Source organism: Bacillus cereus group sp. Sample62 (assembly GCF_036851315.1).
Classification (GTDB): Bacteria; Bacillota; Bacilli; order Bacillales; family Bacillaceae_G; genus Bacillus_A; species Bacillus_A wiedmannii.
Genome location: NZ_JAFLPK010000001.1, coordinates 5,078,361 through 5,095,504, shown reverse-complemented (window position 1 = coordinate 5,095,504; position 17,144 = coordinate 5,078,361). Strand labels below are relative to the sequence as shown.

Here is a 17,144-nt window from a genome sequence, read left to right as displayed (position 1 = left end):
CATATATAAAAAAGAGGAGGGATTTACTATGAAGAAAGTATATTTTGCTACGAAAGCAGATGTAGAAAGATTGCATTCTTTTTTCGGACAAGCTAATAAAAAAGATGATAAAATAAATGAGCTGTACGCGCAATTTATGATTTTGGAAGAGGCGGAAGAAATACGGGCTGTCATCGGATATGAACAAAGTGAAGAACACGCACTGATTCGTTCTTGTTTATTCACACCTAATGTGGATAAACAGACTTTCTTATATTTTTTTGAAATGTTTTTGCAGTATATGAACGAAAAAAATATTCGACAATTGTACTTACTAACAAATCATCCACAATCTATAACAATCTTTCAGTTTTTTGACTTTGTTACTATAGAGAAAGAAAACGTACCAGAGGGAATTCGACAGTTAGAACACTTTTGTAAAAATATAAAAGAGCCAAATGCAATAATACTAAATTGTCAGCTATTCACAAAGTTATCCACGGATTAATTAGGTTTATCCACATTTTGTGGATAAACCTTGTTTGTCTTTTGGATAAATCTCATAGTAAACTAAAAATAGACAAGTATTTCAGGGTAGAAAAGGACGTGGGAAAAAATGCATACAAATATGTGGGTTGTGGATAATGTTGTGGAAAGAAAAAAATATTATCCACAGTTACAAGAAGCAGCAAAATTATTAAGGGAAAACGAGGCGATTGCCTTCCCTACAGAAACGGTATATGGACTAGGCGCAAACGCGATGAATGATGAAGCAATCGCGAAAATTTTTGAAGCGAAAGGAAGACCGAGTGATAATCCACTTATTGTCCACATCGGTACAAAGTCACAGTTAGATGGGATTGTGAAAGAAATTCCGCCAGTTGCAGAGAAGTTAATGGAGCATTTTTGGCCAGGCCCGTTAACAATTATTTTACCTAGAAAAGAAGGGATTTCAGAGAAGGTGACGGCAGGACTTAATACGGTTGGAGTAAGAATGCCTGATCATCCAGTAGCGCTTGCTCTTATTGAAGAGGCAAATGTACCTGTTGCAGCACCGAGTGCGAATCGTTCTGGGCGCCCAAGTCCGACGCTAGCGTCTCACGTATATGAAGATTTAAATGAGAAAATTGCAGGTATTGTAGATGGTGGTGCGACGGGAGTAGGTGTTGAATCGACTGTAATTGATTGTACGAGCGAGGTTCCAACGATATTACGCCCAGGTGGGATTACGAAAGAACAATTAGAAGCGGTAATCGGTACTGTTTCTTTAGATCCAGCTTTAAAGGACGAGAAGGAAAAACCGAAATCACCTGGAATGAAATATACACATTATGCACCGAAAGCGCCACTGAGTATTGTGGAAGGTTCGCGTGAATTTATTCAACGCCTTGTGGATGAGAAGAAAGAAGAAGGGTTCAAAGTAGGTATATTAACGACAGAAGAATATCAGCATGTATATAGTGCGGATGTTGTATTATCTTGTGGTGTTCGAAGTGATTTAGCTAGCGTTGCGACTAAATTATATGATGTGCTTAGAACGTTTGATGCAAGTGAAGTGGATGTTATTTTTAGTGAATCATTCCCGAATGAAGGAATAGGGAATGCCATTATGAATCGCTTAACGAAAGCGGCAGGACATCAGGTTATTACTGAATCATAAGGTACGATTAGCAAACCGAATATTTCTCCTCGGATAAGCATATTTTGAAGTAGCACGTCCGAGGAGGGACATGAATGACGTTTGAACAGCTAATACCTTTAACAATTATGGCATTCGCCCTAGGGATGGATGCGTTCTCGGTGAGTCTTGGTATGGGAATGATGACCTTAAAGGGAAGACAAATCCTGTATATCGGTATGACGATAGGGATATTTCATATTATCATGCCATTTATAGGGATGGTATTAGGTCGCTTTTTATCAGAGCGGTATGGAGACATTGCACATTTTGCAGGTGCTATTTTATTAATTGGACTAGGATTTTATATTGTATATTCATCTATTTTGGAGAATGAAGAGACTAGAACGGCCCCTATTGGAATTAGTTTATTCGTATTTGCATTTGGTGTTAGTATAGATAGTTTTTCAGTAGGTCTTAGTCTTGGTATTTACGGGGCACAGACACTTATTACGATATTACTTTTTGGGTTTGTTAGTATGTTATTAGCGTGGCTTGGTTTATTAATTGGTAGGCATGCGAAAGATATGCTCGGCACATATGGTGAGATAGTAGGCGGTATCATTTTGGTTGGATTTGGATTATATCTCCTTTTTCCTATATAATTTTAAGGAGGAGGGCGTTATGAACAAGCTATTGGAATGGTATATTCGATTTGTCACTTTCTTTCCTAGATGGTTGCGACTGCTTGTTATTTCGGGTATTATTTTGCAAATTTCAATTTTAGATTGGATGAAGTTAATTTGCGAATGGTAAGATAGCTCCTTTCTGTGCATAGTTTTATTTATACTATACTGATTGCGCTAAAAAATTAAACATATAGAAAGGATGAGATGAATGACGAGATTGAAACAAGTTTTTGGTATTATTATTAGTTTTTTTGTTTTTTGGTTTAGTATGCTCGGTGTACAAATGTTTGCTGAGTTTTTAGATATTGAGTCATTGAAGTTTGTTGCGGGAAAAACGGAGGCGGCGCGTGCCTTTTATTCTCCGTATCCGTTTATAATCGTTTTTCTTATTACATTGCTTTCCCTATATTTCTTAGTAATTAAGCTTGGGAAACCGAAAAAAGAGAAAGTACCTACTTTAGAAGAAAAGAAGGAAGAATTACAATGATAAAATCCCCTGCTATTTAGCAGGGGATTTTATGTTTGGGTAATGGACGTAATTGAGTTATATTCGCTTTAAAATATATCCGGCTCCAGCGGCTAGAATCTCCGGTCATTTCGCTCTCTCGCTCGAAGCAAAGAACGCTTCAAGGTCGAGAGCTTAAAGTGCCCTGCGATTCTGAGCGAGTCGCCTCCGCTTTTAAACTGGTCTTACCAACTCGAATTGTTCGCCTAGTTTAGCGTAGTTGTGTCCTGCTAGGCGACTTACTGGTTTTAGTCCTTCTGCATGAATGCGGCCGTTTTCGTATAGGTGTTCTGCGACGTGGAAACGAACGACGCGCCCGATTAGTAGATCGCAAGCTGGTGAGTCTTCTGTTCCGCCAAGAGGGATTGCGCGTTCTAGTACGCACTCCATTCGAATATTTGCTTCTTTTACACCTGGAACGGAGATGACATCACTTTCAATTGGTGTTAGTTTTGCTAGTTCAATTTCACTCTCATTTGGCGGGAGGTTAGCTGCTGTTTCGTTAATTGCTTCTACGTAAGATTCATCAGAAATATGTACGACAAACTCACCCTTTTCAATTGCGTTTCGAGAAGTGTCTTTCGGTGTTCCTGCTTTTCGTTGTACAGAAACTGAGATAAGTGGTGGGTTAGCAGCGACAATATTGAAATAACTATATGGTGCTCCGTTTAATACGCCGTCTTTTGTTACAGAAGTAACGAATGCGACGGGGCGTGGAATGATACTTCCCGTTAATAATTTGTAATTCTCTTTTTCCGTTTGTTCATTTGGATTAATGGATAACATGCTAAAGATCCCCTTTCTAAATATGACGACTTATTGTTTGTTTACAAGATGTTAGTGGAAAACTCCTGCTGAAAATAATATTTTTATTACATGAAAAGAACTTACTTCAATCACAATGAAGTAAGTTCTGTCTAAATAATCTCGAATTCAAGATAAAAATTATAATAAAACGTATGCGCCAGGTCCGATTAAAGCTACACCAATCGCAACAGCGATTAACATTAAATTGTATTCATATCCGTTTTGTGTTACCCAGTAACCATTTTTTCCGTGAACAGTGAAGATTGCCATTAACATTGTTCCGACGATAAATAGTGAACCAATTGCAGTGAAAATACCTGATGCGAATAAGAAGCCACCTAATAATTCAGTTGCGCCAGCCATAAATGCCATGAATACACCAGGACGTAAACCGATTGACTCCATCCAGCCGCCAGTTCCCTTTAAACCGTAACCGCCGAACCACCCAAATAATTTTTGAGCACCATGACCCATGAATGTAATACCTATAATAAGACGAATAATAAGAAGACCGATATCCATCATTTCAAAAACCTCCTAAAAGTTATTAACTTATCTTATGTAAGTAATAATAAAATAGTTACTTACTTTAGTCAAGTGAATTTCAAAAAAAGTTTGAAATTAATTTTACAAATTAGCGACAAAAAACAAAATGTAGTAAAGACCTCTAGACAAGTTGGGTAAAAAAAGAGAAAATATAAGTAGAAGTTAACTTCTTATTGTTATTCAGACAATCAGAATTGACTGGAATTTTGCAAAGAGCTACAATAAGAGTCTATTAGTAATGACGTAATTTATTTCGAAAGCGTTTTTACAGTATAATATTCGAAGTATGAAGTCTTACATGTATCCCGAGTTTTACTAGGGATTGCCCTATAAACTTTTAGGTAAATTATGAGGAGGACTATCCTATGTTTAAAAAATTATTCGGTTTTGGTTCAAAAACAAATGAAGAAACAATCGTAGCTCCATTAACTGGAGCAGTGAAAAATATTGAAGAAGTACCAGATCCAGTATTCGCTGGTCGTATGATGGGTGAAGGTGTTGCAATCGATCCTACTGAAGGTGTAGTTGTATCTCCAGTTGATGGTGAAATTGTACAGTTATTCCACACAAAACATGCTGTAGGAATTAAAGCGAAAAACGGTACAGAAATTTTAATCCACGTTGGATTAGAAACTGTAAAAATGGAAGGCGAAGGTTTCGAAGCTCACGTTTCTGAAGGCCAAGCTGTAAAAGCGGGAGATAAATTAATCTCATTCGACTTAGAATTAATCCGTGAAAAAGCGAAAAGTACAATTACTCCAATCGTTATTACAAACACAGATGCAGCTGAGTCTATTAAAACAACTGTAGGTGTAACAGCTACAAAAGGTTCAACAGAAGTAATGAAAGTTACAATGAAATAATTATTGTATAAGAGGAATCCGTTTCGTATGAAATGGATTCCTTATTTTGTTTTGTAGTCTGTTCCTTATGTATGGTAAAATATTTTGGCACTTGGAAATAGGGTTTCACATATATGTGGATAAGGCGCATTTTTCTTAGAAAAGATATAAGAGAAATGCGCCTTTCGTATATTCACATTTCTTTTGTTCTATTCTTATGTACGTTATGATAAAAAGTAGGAAAAAGAAGAAAAGGGGTGGGTTTGGATGAAACGAGTGTTATTTATTTGCACTGGAAATACATGCCGTAGCCCGATGGCCGAGGCGTTACTTCGTCACTATGGAGAAGGTAAGTTTGAAGTGCAATCTGCCGGTGTTTTCGCCTATCCAGGAAGTGATGCGTCGATATATGCAAAGGAAGCTTTAGTTGAAAAGGGAATTGCAATCGATCATGCTTCGCAGCAGGTAAATGAAACTTTGATTGATTGGGCAGATATTGTAGTAACGATGACGGAAAATCATAAGCAAATTGTACTTGGGCATTACCCGAGTGTTGAAAAGAAAGTAGATACATTATATGGAGTAACTGAGGGGATAAGTAAGGATATTTTAGATCCATTTGGCGGATCACTTTCTATTTATAAAGAAACGTTAGAAGAGATGGAAAAACTTGTACAAACTTTACTGAAAAAACATTCAGAAGGTTGATGTTTCGTGTATAATACGATATTGGAGATCACTTCGTTCCATTATGGTAGCGAGTGAGAAATGAAGATAATTGATTGAAACTTTGGAGGGGTAAAAATGAAAGTAGTAGTAGCATCTGATCACGGCGGCATGAATATCCGTAAAGAACTTGTAAGTTTATTAGAAGAGTTAAATATTGAATATATTGATTTAGGTTGTGAATGTGAAGCTGGTTCTGTTGATTACCCTGATTTTGCGTTTCCAGCAGCGGAAATGGTAGCGAATGGCGAAGTAGATCGTGGTATTTTAGTTTGTGGGACAGGCATCGGTATGTCAATTGCAGCAAACAAAGTAAATGGTATTCGTTGTGCACTAGTTCATGACACTTTCAGTGCGAAAGCAACGAGAGAGCATAATGATACGAACATGTTAGCAATGGGTGAGCGTGTAATTGGGGCAGGTCTAGCACGTGATATCGCAAAAATTTGGTTAACAACTGACTATGAAGGTGGTCGTCACGAAAACCGCGTAGGAAAAATTAAAACATACGAAACAAAGTAATAGATTCTAACTAGAAGTAGTATGAAATATAATCTGGTGAACCAACCTGTGAAAGGAAGAGGCGTAATGACAGAAATCGTAAAGGTAAGAGAACAGTTACAAATGTCGCTTTCTGATTTCCAAGAACAAGCTTCATTACAAAGTGGTCAAATTTTTGTAGTGGGGTGTAGCACGAGCGAAGTGCTAGGAGAAAGAATTGGAACATCAGGAACGATGGAAGTAGCAGAGGCGATTTTTTCTGAGTTAAAACAATTTCAAGAGCAAACAGGTATTGAGTTGGCGTTTCAATGTTGTGAGCATTTAAACCGTGCTTTAGTAGTTGAGAGAGAGTTAGCGATGAAATATCAATTTGAAATTGTAACAGTTACGCCTGTTAGATCAGCAGGTGGTGCATTAGCAACATATGCGTATCACAATTTGAAAGATCCGGTAGTAATTGAATTTATTAAAGCAGATGCAGGAATGGATATTGGTGATACATTTATCGGTATGCATTTAAAGCATGTAGCTGTTCCGGTTCGTACAAGTGTGAAGGAAATTGGAAGTGCGCATGTAACGATGGCAACGACACGTGGAAAACTAATTGGTGGAGCACGTGCTGTTTATGCGGCGAAGGAAGAGACTATCTCTTGCCGTTAGACATGAAAAATTATAAAGTCGCATAATAGCTTTATATCGAAAGATAAAAGGTATGTAGTCTGACTTTATAATAGAAGAAAGAAAAGACCGATTTTCGGTCTTTTTTTTCTTTTATGATATAGAAAGTCATGTTAGAATGTAGTTGAAAACATGAAGGTTCGAAAGAATTACAACCTGAATTTTCGTTTTTTCTGAATAAATGAGAAAAAACTATTGGGAATCGATGTAATTCGTTCAGAAAAGGGGGATTTTGGTGGATCATTTAAAACGTCAAGATGAAAAGGTATTTGCTGCAATTGAGGCAGAACTAGGAAGACAGCGTTCAAAGATTGAGTTAATTGCTTCGGAAAACTTCGTAAGTGAAGCAGTAATGGAGGCGCAAGGTTCTGTTTTAACGAATAAGTATGCTGAGGGATATCCTGGAAAACGTTACTATGGTGGCTGTGAGCACGTAGACGTAGTGGAAGATATCGCACGTGATCGCGCGAAAGAAATTTTTGGCGCAGAGCATGTAAATGTTCAACCGCATTCTGGTGCACAAGCGAACATGGCAGTATACTTCACGATTTTAGAGCAAGGCGATACAGTACTTGGTATGAATTTATCTCATGGTGGTCACTTAACACACGGAAGCCCTGTTAACTTCAGTGGAGTACAATATAATTTCGTAGAATATGGCGTGGATGCTGAATCTCACCGTATTAATTACGATGATGTATTAGCAAAAGCGAAAGAACATAAACCAAAATTAATCGTTGCAGGTGCAAGTGCATATCCTCGTGTTATCGATTTCAAACGATTCCGTGAGATTGCAGATGAAGTGGGTGCATACTTTATGGTTGATATGGCACATATCGCTGGTTTAGTAGCTGCTGGTTTACATCCAAACCCAGTACCACATGCACATTTCGTTACAACGACAACACATAAAACATTACGTGGTCCACGTGGTGGTATGATTTTATGTGAAGAGCAATTTGCAAAACAAATTGATAAATCAATCTTCCCTGGTATTCAAGGTGGTCCACTTATGCACGTAATTGCTGCAAAAGCTGTTGCATTTGGTGAGACGCTACAAGATGATTTTAAAACATATGCACAAAATATCATTAATAATGCGAACCGCTTAGCTGAAGGTCTTCAAAAAGAAGGACTTACACTTGTTTCTGGTGGAACAGACAATCATTTAATCCTGATTGATGTTCGTAACTTAGAAATCACAGGTAAAGTAGCAGAGCACGTATTAGATGAAGTTGGTATTACAGTGAACAAAAATACAATTCCATTTGAAACAGCAAGCCCGTTTGTAACAAGCGGTGTACGTATCGGTACGGCAGCTGTAACATCTCGTGGTTTCGGTTTAGAAGAAATGGATGAAATTGCGTCACTTATTGCTTACACATTAAAAAATCATGAAAATGAAGCTGCATTAGAAGAAGCAGGTAAGCGTGTAGAAGCGTTAACGAGCAAATTCCCAATGTACACAGACCTATAATAGAATTAAAGAAGACTGCTGAGACGTAATTGTTTTGGCAGTTTTTTTTTGGACATATATTGTTCTTTAAGTATGTATACAAATGATGAATAAATTTTGGCGATATAATGAAGGATACAGCTCCCATAATTGGTAAAGATACTAGATAGATTCATCGTAAAATCATGATTTTGCCAAATTTGCCCTTGAATATTAGTAGCGTTTTCTTTACAATCGTAAATAGTGTAAAAAAGCGTGCGAACGCATGAATATCATCTAAAGGAGAGATTCACATGGGAAAACTGTATGTATTTGATCACCCGTTAATTCAACATAAGATTACATATATTCGCGATAAGAATACAGGTACGAAAGATTTTCGTGAATTAGTGGACGAAGTAGCAAGTTTAATGGCTTTCGAAATTACTCGCGATCTTCCACTTAAAGACATTGAAATTGAAACACCTGTAAGCAAAGCGACAACAAAAGTGATCGCTGGTAAAAAGCTTGGTTTAATTCCGATTTTACGTGCAGGTTTAGGAATGGTTGATGGAATTCTGAAATTAATTCCAGCAGCAAAGGTAGGACACGTTGGTTTATACCGTGACCCTAAAACATTGCAACCGGTAGAATACTATGTGAAACTTCCAACGGATGTAGAAGAGCGTGACTTTATCGTACTAGATCCGATGCTAGCAACAGGTGGTTCTGCAGCTGAAGCAATTAACTCTCTGAAAAAGCGCGGTGCAAAACAAATTAAATTAATGTGTATCGTTGCAGCTCCAGAAGGAGTAAAAGTAGTACAAGAAGAACATCCTGATGTTGATATTTATGTAGCAGCATTAGATGAGAAATTAAATGACCACGGATATGTAGTACCAGGTCTTGGTGATGCTGGTGACCGTTTATTCGGAACGAAGTAAGACAACTGACGAGAGGGGATTCCCCTCTCGTTTTTTTTGTGTCCTGAGCAAGCAGGGGAGGGAGATAAATATACAGGCTATATACAACATAAGTTGTATACACATCACATATAATATAGAAGTCTTACGTCTAGCAAACACTATATATGGAAGGGAAGCGTTATATTTTAAAAACATAATAGTGACAAACTTGTGAACATTCTCTTCTATTATAAATAGAAAACTGTTAGAAATTGCATATCTATAACCAGTATTTAGAAGGGTAACGTTTTCATTTTTGGGAGGAAATACCTGATACTCAAATTTTTTGATTTTTTACGATTTCTCGTTGACACTGTTAATACCCTATTGTATGCTAACAACGGGGATAGATGGTAGGGCTTTCAGTGACAAAAATACATCTATTCCGTGACGAAAATGTAAACTTTTTGTTTTGTATAGGATTTATGCAAAAAAATGAGTTATTATTAACACATCGTGAATGAGGGTTACATATTGGAGGGATGAATCCTTGCAAAAAAACGATCGCAGCCATATAAAAGCTTATGCTTTAATGTCAGGTATTCTTGCTCAGTTAGTCGGTTCTATTCTTATTGGAATCTTTGGTGGGCAGTGGATTGATAGTAAGGTTGGAACGTTTCCATTGTTTCTTATTATAGGGTTATTACTCGGATTAGGAACAGGGATATACGCAATGATTCGACTCATTCGACATTACTATTCGGGAGAGCAATGATGATAGACGTACATGGACTTGTCCAAAGACAAAAGAAATATATGTACTACTTGCTTGCGCTTCTAGTGCTAGGATGGGGATTCACCTCTTACAAGGATGTATTTCTTGGGCTGATTATCGGAACGATTTTCAGTTTTCTTAGTTTGCGCATCATTGCACGTAGAACAGACAAGCTGTTGGATCGCGTAACAAATGGAGAAAACGTGAAGTTTAAGGCGACAGCGGTAAGTACATATTCAAGATTCGCCACGATTGGGTTATTAATTTTATTTGCAGCCAAATATCAAGAGTTAATTGCGATGTGGGGCCTAGGTGTAGGATTGCTGACAGGATACCTTGTCATGATCATAGATTTTCTTTATTTAGAGTATAAGAGCAGGGAAGAGAGGTGAATTACTAGTGGAACACGGTAAATTAGTTGAATTTCTAGGTTTAACGTTCGATTTGTCATCAGTTATGATGGTTACTGTAGCAGCAGTTATTGTTTTCTTAATCGCTGTTATCGGAACTCGCAGTTTAGCCCTTCGCCCAACCGGGATGCAAAACTTCATGGAATGGGTGTTTGACTTCGTGAAAGGGATTATCAATAGTACGATGGACTGGAAAACAGGTGGACGTTTCTTAACGCTTGGCGTTACGCTTATCATGTTTATCATCGTATCGAACTTCCTTGGTTTACCATTCATGTATTCAACAGTTGAGGCTGGCGAACATATTGCATGGTGGAGATCACCAACGTCTGATCCAGCAGTTGCATTAACATTAGCCGTGATGGTAGTTACCCTCACCCATTATTATGGAATTAAGATGAAGGGTACGAAAGAATACGTAAAAGGTTATTTCCAACCTATGAAATTCTTATTCCCATTAAAGGTTATTGAGGAGTTTGCTAACACATTAACGTTAGGTCTTCGTTTATTCGGTAACATTTATGCAGGTGAGATCTTATTAGGATTACTTGCTAAGTTAGGCGGGGCATCATTCCTTGGAGCATTAGGTGCGCTTGTACCAATGTTAGCATGGATGGGATTCAGTGTATTCGTTGGATCAATCCAGTCATTTATTTTCGTTATGTTAACGATGGTTTATATGGCTCATAAAGTAAGCCATGACCATTAATATAATTTAAGTAAGAAAAAATTTATTTTTTTATAATACAAAGGAGGACAAATTAAATGAGTTTAGGTGTAATCGCAGCTGCAATTGCAATTGGTTTATCAGCATTAGGTGCAGGTATTGGTAACGGTCTTATCGTATCACGTACAATCGAAGGTGTTGCTCGTCAACCAGAATTAAAAGGCGCGCTTCAAACAATTATGTTCATCGGGGTTGCTTTAGTTGAGGCACTTCCAATCATCGGTGTAGTTATTGCATTCATCGTAATGAACAAATAAGGGAGACTCCCCTTACATAGATGGCGAAGAGTGTTTTTCCGAACTTTCTTCGCCATTGCTTTATGAACGAAACGTATGTCTTTTTTTTTCATATGATCAATTTAGATATTTTGAAGGGAGTGAATCCTTGTGCCAACTTTATTATTAGGGGCTTCCATTCCATTTGGAACGATTGCTTATACATTGTTCATTTTCTTACTTCTATTAGTAATGCTACGCAAATTCGCGTGGGGTCCTTTAATGGGAATTATGAAAGAACGTGAAGAGCATGTTACTAATGAAATCGACGCTGCAGAAAGAAGTAATGCTGAAGCGAAGAAATTAGTAGAAGAACAACGTGAAATGTTAAAACAATCGCGTGTTGAAGCACAAGAGTTAATCGAAAGAGCGAAGAAACAAGCTGTAGATCAAAAGGATGTTATTGTTGCTGCTGCGAAAGAAGAAGCAGAATCAATTAAAACATCTGCTGTACAAGAAATTCAACGCGAAAAAGAGCAAGCGATTGCTGCTTTACAAGAACAAGTCGCTTCTTTATCTGTTCAAATTGCTTCTAAAGTAATTGAAAAAGAGTTAAAAGAAGAAGATCAAGTTAAGTTAATTCGCGATTATATTAAAGAAGTAGGAGAAGCGCGATGAGCAATGGGATTGTAGCAAAACGTTATGCTGTCGCTCTTTTTAAAATTGCAAAAGAAAAACACGTATTAGAAATGTTTGAAGAGGAATTACGCCTTGTACAAAACGTTTATGTAAAGAACGGAGAACTACATAGCTTTTTAACGCAACCGAACATTTCAAAAGAGCAGAAGAAAACGTTTCTTGCAAACGTATTCGGATCTGTTTCTGAATCTATTTTAAATACGTTATATATTTTAATTGATAACAAACGTATTGATATCTTACCTGAAATTGCAGATGAATATGTTGTTCTTGCTAATGAAGAACGTAACGTAGCCGACGCAACTGTATATTCTACTCGTCTTCTATCAGAAGAAGAGAAGCTTAACATTGCAGAAGCATTTGCAAAGAGAACGGGAAAAGATGCAATTCGCGTAAAAAATGTTGTAGATGAAGATTTACTAGGCGGCATTAAAGTACGTATTGGAAATCGCATTTACGACGGAAGCTTACAAGGAAAATTAGCACGTATTCAGCGTGAATTAATGAAGAATAGATAGGGGTGAAGCACATGAGCATCAGAGCTGAGGAAATTAGCGCACTGATAAAGCAACAAATCGAGAACTATCAGTCTGAAATCGAAGTTAGTGATGTTGGTACAGTTATCCAAGTTGGTGACGGTATTGCGCGTGCTCATGGTCTTGATAACGTTATGGCTGGTGAACTTGTAGAGTTCTCTAACGGCGTTATGGGACTAGCACAAAACTTAGAGGAAAACAACGTAGGTATCATTATTTTAGGACCTTACACAGAAATTCGTGAAGGTGACGAAGTTCGTCGTACTGGTCGCATCATGCAAGTACCAGTAGGAAAAGAACTAATCGGTCGTGTTGTAAACCCATTAGGTCAACCAGTTGATGGTTTAGGCCCAATCAATACAACAAACACTCGTCCAATCGAAAGTCCAGCACCAGGTGTAATGGATCGTAAATCTGTTCATGAGCCACTTCAAACAGGTATTAAAGCGATCGATGCTCTTGTACCAATTGGCCGTGGTCAACGTGAGTTAATCATTGGTGACCGTCAAACAGGTAAAACAGCAGTTGCACTTGATACAATCATTAACCAAAAAGATGAAGATATGATTTGTATCTATGTAGCTATCGGACAAAAAGAATCAACTGTACGTAACGTAGTAGAAACACTACGTAAGCACGGTGCATTAGATTACACAATCGTTGTAACTGCATCAGCTTCTCAACCAGCTCCATTATTATACTTAGCTGCTTATGCTGGTGTAACAATGGGTGAAGAGTTCATGTACAATGGTAAACACGTATTAGTAGTATATGATGACTTATCAAAACAAGCAGCGGCTTACCGTGAGCTTTCATTACTATTACGTCGTCCTCCAGGTCGTGAAGCATATCCAGGGGATGTGTTCTACTTACATTCTCGCTTATTAGAGCGTGCAGCAAAATTAAGTGATGCAAGAGGCGGCGGTTCTTTAACTGCACTACCTTTCATCGAAACACAAGCAGGGGACGTATCAGCTTACATCCCAACAAACGTAATTTCTATTACGGATGGACAAATCTTCTTACAATCTGACCTATTCTTCTCTGGCGTACGTCCAGCGATCGATGCGGGTACTTCTGTATCTCGTGTAGGTGGATCTGCTCAGATTAAAGCAATGAGTAAAGTATCAGGTACACTTCGTCTTGACCTTGCATCTTACCGTGAGTTAGAAGCGTTCGCTCAGTTCGGTTCTGACCTTGATAAAGCAACTCAAGCGAAACTAAACCGTGGTGCTCGTACTGTTGAGGTATTAAAACAAGGATTACACAAACCATTACGTGTAGAGAAACAAGTTATCATTCTTTACGCTTTAACACGTGGATTCCTAGATGATATCCCAGTAGTAGATATCACTCGTTTCGAAGAAGAATTCCATGCTTGGTTAGATTCTAATGCGACTGACTTATTAGAAGAAATCCGCACAACTAAGAAACTTGCGGATGACGACAAATTTGCAGCAGCAATTAACGGATTTAAAAAAGTATTCGTAGCTTCTGAATAATAAATAAAAGTGAAGCCGATTGTGGCTTAGCTAGATCATATAAAAGGCATCTCAAGATTTGAGATTGCTGACGGTTATGTAAAGGAAAAGAGTAGGTGCACCTATTCTTTTCCTTCAATCATGAGCAAGAATATCTTGCAACGTAGATTAGGAAGAGGATTCTTACTAATCGTGCCAACTTCTGGAAAAAAGGTGGTGAAAACCTGTGGCATCTTTACGCGATATAAAAGCGAAGATTACCTCGACAAAGAAAACGAGCCAAATTACGAAAGCGATGGAGATGGTATCTGCATCTAAGTTAAACCGTGCAGAGCAAAATGCTAAATCTTTCGTTCCGTATATGGAAAAGATTCAAGAAGTAGTAGCGAGCATTGCGCAAGGAAGTAAAGGGATTAATCACCCAATGCTAAATTCGCGCCCTGTAAAGCGTACAGGATACATCGTTATTACATCTGATCGCGGACTAGCAGGTGGTTATAACAGTAACGTATTACGTACAGTAAGTAACGTAATTCGTGAACGTCATAATATGGATTCAAACCAATATTCAATTATTGTGCTTGGCCGACTAGGACGTGATTATTTAAAACGTCGCGGCTTTAACATCATTGATGAAGTAGTTGGATTATCTGACCACCCATCATTTACTGATATTAAAGACCTTGCTTCTCGAGCAATTGCGATGTTCGCAGATGGTGCTTATGATGAGCTGTATATTTACTACAACCATTACGTAAGTAAAATTTCACAAGAAGTAACGGAAAATAAAATTTTACCGCTTACTGATGTGGCGTCTGACAAACCGACGACAGCTTATGAATTCGAACCTTCTGAAGAAGAAATTTTAAAAGTATTATTGCCACAATACGCAGAAAGCTTAGTGTACGGTGCATTACTAGACGGTAAAGCAAGTGAACACGCAGCGCGTATGACAGCAATGAAGAGTGCTACAGACAACGCAATGGAAGTTATCGATTCACTTACACTTTCATTCAACCGTGCGCGTCAAGCAGCGATTACGCAAGAGATTACGGAAATCGTTGGTGGAGCAGCAGCGTTAGAATAGTATTAAAAAGCGGAAGCGGTTCTTTCAGGAGAACTGCGAAAGCTACACTAATAAAAAATTAAAAGCTAACTGCTCGTAGAAAGTTGGCTAATTAAAAGAAAGCTAGGAGGGAACCCGATGAATAAAGGGCGCGTTACGCAAATCATGGGTCCGGTTGTAGACGTTAAGTTTGATGGCGGAAAGCTACCAGAAATCTACAACGCCCTTACGGTAAAACAAAGCAACGAAAACGGAGCAAGCATTAACTTAACATTTGAAGTTGCACTTCATTTAGGTGATGATACAGTTCGTACAGTTGCAATGTCTTCCACAGACGGACTTGTTCGTGGCACAGAAGTAGAAGATACTGGTAAAGCAATCTCTGTACCAGTTGGTGATGTAACACTTGGTCGCGTATTTAACGTATTAGGTGATGCAATTGACTTAGATGGTGAGGTTCCTGCCGATGTACGTCGTGATCCAATTCACCGTCAAGCACCTGCATTCGAAGAATTATCTACTAAAGTAGAAATTCTTGAAACTGGTATTAAAGTAGTAGACTTACTTGCTCCTTACATTAAGGGTGGTAAGATCGGTCTATTCGGTGGTGCCGGTGTAGGTAAAACGGTATTAATTCAGGAATTAATTAATAACATCGCACAAGAACACGGTGGTATCTCTGTATTCGCTGGTGTAGGTGAGCGTACTCGTGAGGGTAACGATTTATACCACGAAATGAGCGATTCTGGCGTAATTAAGAAAACTGCGATGGTATTCGGACAAATGAACGAGCCACCTGGAGCACGTCAACGTGTTGCATTAACAGGTTTAACAATGGCTGAGCATTTCCGTGATGAGCAAGGACAAGACGTACTATTGTTCATCGATAATATCTTCCGTTTCACGCAAGCAGGTTCTGAAGTATCTGCCCTTCTTGGTCGTATGCCATCTGCGGTAGGTTACCAACCGACACTTGCAACAGAAATGGGTCAATTACAAGAGCGTATTACATCTACAAATAAAGGGTCTATCACGTCTATCCAAGCGGTATATGTACCAGCCGATGACTATACGGATCCAGCACCAGCTACAACGTTCGCTCACTTAGATGCAACAACAAACTTAGAGCGTCGTTTAACACAAATGGGTATTTACCCAGCCGTAGATCCATTAGCATCTACATCTCGTGCACTTTCTCCAGAAATCGTAGGAGAAGAGCATTATGAAGTAGCTCGTCAAGTACAGCAAACTTTACAGCGTTATAAAGAGCTTCAAGATATCATCGCTATCTTAGGTATGGATGAGTTATCTGAAGAAGATAAGTTAGTTGTACATCGTGCTCGTCGTATTCAATTCTTCTTATCTCAAAACTTCCACGTAGCTGAGCAGTTTACAGGTCAAAAAGGTTCTTACGTACCTGTAAAAAATACAGTTAGCGGATTTAAAGAAATTCTAGAAGGAAAATATGATGACCTTCCAGAAGATGCATTCCGTCTTGTAGGTGGTATTGAAGAAGTTATTGAAAACGCGAAGAAAATGATGGCGTAAGGCCTTAGGAGGGACGAATTATGAAGACATTTCCAGTCAGTATTGTAACTCCTGATGGACCGGTTTACGAAAAAGAAGTAGAAATGGTAAGCGTAAAAGCAGAGAGTGGGGAAATGGGGATCTTACCGGGTCACATTCCAACTGTTGCACCATTAAAAATTAGTGCAGTTCGTCTGAAACATGGTGGACACACTGATTATGTAGCAGTAAGCGGTGGCTTTATCGAAGTTCGTCCAGATAAAGTAACTGTATTATCATCATCTGCTGAAGAAGCAAACCATATCGATATCCATCGTGCAAATGAAGCGAAGCGTCGCGCTGAACAACGTATGCAAGATAAACAAGCACATGTTGACTTTAGACGTGCAGAAATGGCATTACAACGTGCTGTGAACCGTTTAAACGTTTCCGATATGAAATAAAAAATCCGTAAAGGCTTTGCCTTTACGGATTTTT

The 17,144-nt window shown here is 38.4% G+C and carries 24 protein-coding genes; 22 read left to right on the top strand and 2 right to left on the bottom strand.

All coding sequences use genetic code 11. The annotated features are described in order from the left end of the window. Positions 1 to 28 precede the first annotated feature (28 nt). From J0835_RS26225 to J0835_RS26205, 5 genes are all read left to right on the top strand, one after another. Entirely contained in the window at positions 29 to 487 is a 459-nt protein-coding gene (locus tag J0835_RS26225; RefSeq protein ID WP_000758432.1) for a hypothetical protein, read from the top strand. Between the two features lie 108 nt (positions 488 to 595). Continuing rightward, a complete protein-coding gene (locus J0835_RS26220) occupies positions 596 to 1,639 on the top strand; it encodes an L-threonylcarbamoyladenylate synthase (protein WP_087983316.1) in 1,044 nt (347 codons plus the stop codon). 74 nt (positions 1,640 to 1,713) lie between these two features. Beyond that, positions 1,714 to 2,262: a manganese efflux pump MntP gene (locus J0835_RS26215; RefSeq protein ID WP_087983314.1), complete on the top strand. Its 549-nt coding sequence runs from the start codon at positions 1,714 to 1,716 to the stop codon at positions 2,260 to 2,262. A gap of 19 nt (positions 2,263 to 2,281) precedes the next feature. Continuing rightward, positions 2,282 to 2,413 (top strand): hypothetical protein, encoded by a 132-nt coding sequence (locus J0835_RS26210; protein ID WP_254913134.1) that lies wholly within the window; start codon positions 2,282 to 2,284, stop codon positions 2,411 to 2,413. 81 nt (positions 2,414 to 2,494) lie between these two features. Then, on the top strand, positions 2,495 to 2,773 hold the full coding sequence (locus J0835_RS26205) for a DUF3935 domain-containing protein (protein WP_000197467.1): 279 nt from the start codon (positions 2,495 to 2,497) through the stop codon (positions 2,771 to 2,773). A gap of 192 nt (positions 2,774 to 2,965) precedes the next feature. Here the strand turns inward: J0835_RS26205 and J0835_RS26200 are convergent, their stop codons facing one another. Both J0835_RS26200 and J0835_RS26195 read right to left on the bottom strand, forming a co-directional pair. Beyond that, on the bottom strand, positions 2,966 to 3,577 hold the full coding sequence (locus J0835_RS26200; protein WP_000949076.1) for a flavin reductase family protein: 612 nt from the start codon (positions 3,575 to 3,577) through the stop codon (positions 2,966 to 2,968). 159 nt (positions 3,578 to 3,736) lie between these two features. After that, the gene (locus J0835_RS26195; RefSeq protein ID WP_000968694.1) at positions 3,737 to 4,123 is read right to left on the bottom strand and encodes a DoxX family protein; all 387 of its coding nucleotides are present in this window, start codon (positions 4,121 to 4,123) and stop codon (positions 3,737 to 3,739) included. Positions 4,124 to 4,509: 386 nt separating this feature from the next. Between J0835_RS26195 and J0835_RS26190 the strand changes: the two genes are divergently transcribed. The 17 genes from J0835_RS26190 to atpC all read left to right on the top strand — a co-directional run bounded on the left by J0835_RS26190 (position 4,510) and on the right by atpC (position 17,110). Beyond that, positions 4,510 to 5,007 (top strand): PTS sugar transporter subunit IIA, encoded by a 498-nt coding sequence (locus J0835_RS26190; RefSeq protein ID WP_000473649.1) that lies wholly within the window; start codon positions 4,510 to 4,512, stop codon positions 5,005 to 5,007. Between the two features lie 246 nt (positions 5,008 to 5,253). Beyond that, positions 5,254 to 5,694, top strand: coding sequence for a low molecular weight protein arginine phosphatase (locus tag J0835_RS26185; protein ID WP_087983312.1), 441 nt, complete (start codon positions 5,254 to 5,256; stop codon positions 5,692 to 5,694). Between the two features lie 96 nt (positions 5,695 to 5,790). Next, positions 5,791 to 6,234: a ribose 5-phosphate isomerase B gene (gene rpiB / locus J0835_RS26180; protein ID WP_000869917.1), complete on the top strand. Its 444-nt coding sequence runs from the start codon at positions 5,791 to 5,793 to the stop codon at positions 6,232 to 6,234. Positions 6,235 to 6,255: 21 nt separating this feature from the next. Continuing rightward, the gene (locus J0835_RS26175) at positions 6,256 to 6,873 is read left to right on the top strand and encodes a TIGR01440 family protein (protein ID WP_140386954.1); all 618 of its coding nucleotides are present in this window, start codon (positions 6,256 to 6,258) and stop codon (positions 6,871 to 6,873) included. Between the two features lie 253 nt (positions 6,874 to 7,126). Then, positions 7,127 to 8,368, top strand: a complete 1,242-nt coding sequence (gene glyA / locus J0835_RS26170; RefSeq protein WP_140386953.1) for a serine hydroxymethyltransferase — start codon at positions 7,127 to 7,129, stop codon at positions 8,366 to 8,368. Between the two features lie 272 nt (positions 8,369 to 8,640). Next, positions 8,641 to 9,270: a uracil phosphoribosyltransferase gene (gene upp, locus J0835_RS26165; RefSeq protein WP_000517539.1), complete on the top strand. Its 630-nt coding sequence runs from the start codon at positions 8,641 to 8,643 to the stop codon at positions 9,268 to 9,270. A 371-nt stretch (positions 9,271 to 9,641) separates the two neighbouring features. After that, positions 9,642 to 9,755, top strand: coding sequence for a DUF4024 domain-containing protein (locus J0835_RS26160; protein ID WP_000232961.1), 114 nt, complete (start codon positions 9,642 to 9,644; stop codon positions 9,753 to 9,755). Positions 9,756 to 9,781: 26 nt separating this feature from the next. Beyond that, the gene (locus J0835_RS26155) at positions 9,782 to 10,006 is read left to right on the top strand and encodes an AtpZ/AtpI family protein (RefSeq protein WP_001171220.1); all 225 of its coding nucleotides are present in this window, start codon (positions 9,782 to 9,784) and stop codon (positions 10,004 to 10,006) included. Beyond that, entirely contained in the window at positions 10,006 to 10,398 is a 393-nt protein-coding gene (locus J0835_RS26150) for an ATP synthase subunit I (RefSeq protein WP_000567600.1), read from the top strand. Before J0835_RS26155 ends, J0835_RS26150 begins: the two co-directional genes overlap by 1 nt. A 7-nt stretch (positions 10,399 to 10,405) precedes the next feature. Continuing rightward, a complete protein-coding gene (atpB, locus tag J0835_RS26145) occupies positions 10,406 to 11,125 on the top strand; it encodes a F0F1 ATP synthase subunit A (protein WP_000399874.1) in 720 nt (239 codons plus the stop codon). A gap of 56 nt (positions 11,126 to 11,181) precedes the next feature. After that, entirely contained in the window at positions 11,182 to 11,400 is a 219-nt protein-coding gene (gene atpE, locus J0835_RS26140; RefSeq protein ID WP_000052064.1) for a F0F1 ATP synthase subunit C, read from the top strand. Between the two features lie 129 nt (positions 11,401 to 11,529). Next, a complete protein-coding gene (gene atpF, locus J0835_RS26135) occupies positions 11,530 to 12,036 on the top strand; it encodes a F0F1 ATP synthase subunit B (RefSeq protein ID WP_076541432.1) in 507 nt (168 codons plus the stop codon). Continuing rightward, on the top strand, positions 12,033 to 12,575 hold the full coding sequence (gene atpH / locus J0835_RS26130) for a F0F1 ATP synthase subunit delta (RefSeq protein WP_000064683.1): 543 nt from the start codon (positions 12,033 to 12,035) through the stop codon (positions 12,573 to 12,575). Before atpF ends, atpH begins: the two co-directional genes overlap by 4 nt. Before the next feature lie 11 nt (positions 12,576 to 12,586). Then, positions 12,587 to 14,095 (top strand): F0F1 ATP synthase subunit alpha, encoded by a 1,509-nt coding sequence (gene atpA, locus J0835_RS26125; RefSeq protein ID WP_000027511.1) that lies wholly within the window; start codon positions 12,587 to 12,589, stop codon positions 14,093 to 14,095. 205 nt (positions 14,096 to 14,300) lie between these two features. Next, a complete protein-coding gene (gene atpG, locus J0835_RS26120) occupies positions 14,301 to 15,161 on the top strand; it encodes a F0F1 ATP synthase subunit gamma (protein ID WP_000157704.1) in 861 nt (286 codons plus the stop codon). Between the two features lie 117 nt (positions 15,162 to 15,278). Next, entirely contained in the window at positions 15,279 to 16,688 is a 1,410-nt protein-coding gene (gene atpD, locus J0835_RS26115) for a F0F1 ATP synthase subunit beta (protein ID WP_048542681.1), read from the top strand. A 20-nt stretch (positions 16,689 to 16,708) separates the two neighbouring features. Continuing rightward, complete coding sequence (gene atpC / locus J0835_RS26110) at positions 16,709 to 17,110, top strand: F0F1 ATP synthase subunit epsilon (protein WP_000847206.1); 402 nt, start codon at positions 16,709 to 16,711, stop codon at positions 17,108 to 17,110. Positions 17,111 to 17,144 lie beyond the last annotated feature (34 nt).

What these genes read in the sequence shown, in the direction of transcription:
- J0835_RS26225 (WP_000758432.1), top strand. Translation starts at nt 29, where the DNA reads ATGAAGAAAGTATATTTTGCTACGAAAGCAGATGTAGAAAGATTGCAT.
- J0835_RS26220 (WP_087983316.1), top strand. Translation starts at nt 596, where the DNA reads ATGCATACAAATATGTGGGTTGTGGATAATGTTGTGGAAAGAAAAAAA.
- J0835_RS26215 (WP_087983314.1), top strand. Translation starts at nt 1,714, where the DNA reads ATGACGTTTGAACAGCTAATACCTTTAACAATTATGGCATTCGCCCTA.
- J0835_RS26210 (WP_254913134.1), top strand. Translation starts at nt 2,282, where the DNA reads ATGAACAAGCTATTGGAATGGTATATTCGATTTGTCACTTTCTTTCCT.
- J0835_RS26205 (WP_000197467.1), top strand. Translation starts at nt 2,495, where the DNA reads ATGACGAGATTGAAACAAGTTTTTGGTATTATTATTAGTTTTTTTGTT.
- J0835_RS26200 (WP_000949076.1), bottom strand. Translation starts at nt 3,577, where the DNA reads ATGTTATCCATTAATCCAAATGAACAAACGGAAAAAGAGAATTACAAA.
- J0835_RS26195 (WP_000968694.1), bottom strand. Translation starts at nt 4,123, where the DNA reads ATGATGGATATCGGTCTTCTTATTATTCGTCTTATTATAGGTATTACA.
- J0835_RS26190 (WP_000473649.1), top strand. Translation starts at nt 4,510, where the DNA reads ATGTTTAAAAAATTATTCGGTTTTGGTTCAAAAACAAATGAAGAAACA.
- J0835_RS26185 (WP_087983312.1), top strand. Translation starts at nt 5,254, where the DNA reads ATGAAACGAGTGTTATTTATTTGCACTGGAAATACATGCCGTAGCCCG.
- rpiB (WP_000869917.1), top strand. Translation starts at nt 5,791, where the DNA reads ATGAAAGTAGTAGTAGCATCTGATCACGGCGGCATGAATATCCGTAAA.
- J0835_RS26175 (WP_140386954.1), top strand. Translation starts at nt 6,256, where the DNA reads ATGAAATATAATCTGGTGAACCAACCTGTGAAAGGAAGAGGCGTAATG.
- upp (WP_000517539.1), top strand. Translation starts at nt 8,641, where the DNA reads ATGGGAAAACTGTATGTATTTGATCACCCGTTAATTCAACATAAGATT.
- J0835_RS26160 (WP_000232961.1), top strand. Translation starts at nt 9,642, where the DNA reads ATGGTAGGGCTTTCAGTGACAAAAATACATCTATTCCGTGACGAAAAT.
- J0835_RS26150 (WP_000567600.1), top strand. Translation starts at nt 10,006, where the DNA reads ATGATAGACGTACATGGACTTGTCCAAAGACAAAAGAAATATATGTAC.
- atpE (WP_000052064.1), top strand. Translation starts at nt 11,182, where the DNA reads ATGAGTTTAGGTGTAATCGCAGCTGCAATTGCAATTGGTTTATCAGCA.
- atpH (WP_000064683.1), top strand. Translation starts at nt 12,033, where the DNA reads ATGAGCAATGGGATTGTAGCAAAACGTTATGCTGTCGCTCTTTTTAAA.
- atpA (WP_000027511.1), top strand. Translation starts at nt 12,587, where the DNA reads ATGAGCATCAGAGCTGAGGAAATTAGCGCACTGATAAAGCAACAAATC.
- atpD (WP_048542681.1), top strand. Translation starts at nt 15,279, where the DNA reads ATGAATAAAGGGCGCGTTACGCAAATCATGGGTCCGGTTGTAGACGTT.
- atpC (WP_000847206.1), top strand. Translation starts at nt 16,709, where the DNA reads ATGAAGACATTTCCAGTCAGTATTGTAACTCCTGATGGACCGGTTTAC.